Origin of the sequence: Henriciella sp. (genome assembly GCF_049649345.1) — a bacterium.
GTDB lineage: Bacteria > Pseudomonadota > Alphaproteobacteria > Caulobacterales > Hyphomonadaceae > Henriciella.
Genome location: NZ_JBARZC010000089.1, coordinates 1 through 1,861, shown reverse-complemented (window position 1 = coordinate 1,861; position 1,861 = coordinate 1). Strand labels below are relative to the sequence as shown.

Annotated in this window: 2 protein-coding genes; one reads left to right on the top strand and one right to left on the bottom strand. The window is 60.1% G+C overall.

The features are described from left to right. The coding region (locus WA989_RS02255; protein WP_424338902.1) for a hypothetical protein at window positions 1–205 on the top strand (205 nt) is incomplete at its 5' end. Window positions 206–231: 26 nt separating this feature from the next. Here the strand turns inward: WA989_RS02255 and WA989_RS02250 are convergent. After that, window positions 232–1,861: glycoside hydrolase family 15 protein (locus tag WA989_RS02250; RefSeq protein WP_424338901.1), on the bottom strand; the 1,630-nt coding region annotated here is incomplete at its 5' end.

The following is a 1,861-nucleotide window of genomic DNA, read 5'->3' as shown; positions in this document are numbered from 1 at the left end:
ATACCCAACACTGGAAGAATTTCAGACGGCTTTGGCGGACCACTTCAAGCAGAAAGATTGGATATTGGATGAGTGGGAGATGATCATCGAACTTTCTGACATCAGCGACTTGAAGTCCAACGAACAGCAGATGCTATTTCGTCTATTGGATGTGCATCCGATCCAGTACCGGACCGTACACATGTATTCGAATGACGATGCCTGAATCGGTCGACATCAGATGATCTCTAACTAGACAACCTCATCCCAGTCCCGGCTCAGCCGGTTCGCCGCATTGATGATGCCGACCATGGAATAGGTTTGCGGGAAATTCCCCCAGAGCTCGCCATTGGATGTGTTGATGTCCTCAGATAGCAGGCCGAGCCGTGTCCTGTGGGCGAGTACGTCATCGAACATGGCGCGCGCCTCATCGATCCGGCCAATCCGGGCAAGCGCGTCGATGTGCCAGAAAGTGCAGGCGGTGAAGGCGGTCTTCGGCGCCCCGAAATCATCTTCGACCCGGTAGCGGTAGACATGATAGCCATCGCGCAGCTCATCATCGATCCGTTCGACCGTCTTGACGAAACGCTCATCCATCGGGTCGATAAAGCCAATCTCGGCCATCAGCAGAACCGAAGCATCCAGCGGATCCTCGCCAAACGCGCCGGTAAAGGCCTGGCGTTTCTCGTTCCAGGCGCGCTCAAGAATGCCTTCGCGGATTTCATCGGCGCGGCCGCTCCAGTATTCGGCGCGGTCGGCCATTTCCAGATGGGTGGCGATCCGGGCGAGGCGGTCGCAGGCGGCCCAGCACATGATGGCAGACGACGTGTGGACATGAGCGCGGCCGCGAAATTCCCAGATGCCGGCATCTGGCGTGTTCCAGACGGCATAGGCGCGTTCTCCGACGCCTTCGAAATGCGCAAATTCAAGCGGCCCGGCCTTGGCATAGAGCCGGTCATCGAAGAAGGCCTGGCTCGCGCCCAAAATGACATGGCCATAGACATCATGCTGGATGTGTTCTGCGGCCTGGTTGCCGAACCGGACCGGTCCATGCCCCCGATAGCCCGGCAGGGCCTGCGCGATCTTTTCGGTCAGGTCCGGCTCGAGCGAGATGCCATAGACGGGCTGGATATGGCCGCCATTCGTGTGCGCGACCGTATTCCTGAGATAGGCGAGATAATGCTCCAGCGTGCCCACGGCCGAGAGCCTGTTCAGCGCGGTGACAGTGAAATACGCATCGCGCAGCCAGCAAAACCGGTAATCCCAGTTTCGCTCAGAGCCTTCATGCTCCGGGATGCTGGTCGTCAGGGCAGCGACGATGCCGCCCGTCTCTTCATAGACGCAGAGTTTGAGCGTGATCGCGGCCCGGATCACGGCATCCTGCCAGTCGGGCGGGGTATCGAGGCGGCGCGTCCAGCCCATCCAGTGGTCGGCGGTGCGTTCCAGCCATTCCAGCGCGATCACCCCGACCCGGTCCGACAGGCTCTCATCGGGACCAAGCAGGAAGCTCAGCTCCCGGTCGAGCACGAAGGCGCGCCCATCCATCACGTAAGAGACAGGCGCATCTGTCGTCACGCGGAAGCCGGCCTGTTCGTCAAGGAAGCTCATATGGCTGACGCCGCGGCGGACGACCATATTGTATTCGCCCTTCTGGCTTTGCGCGAAGAGCTCGACCCTGACTTTCGGCATGCCGCGCAGGGGCGCGATGCGCCGGATCATCGAGGCAGGCCGGAACATGCGGCCACGGTCCATGAAGCGTGGGCAGAAATCGGTGACCTTGATGGCTGAGCCGTCTTCGGCTTCGAGCACCGTCTCGATGATCGCCGTATTGCGTTGATAAGTCTGGGTGCTTTTCGAGTGGCCCTGAAGCGTCACGGCGAAC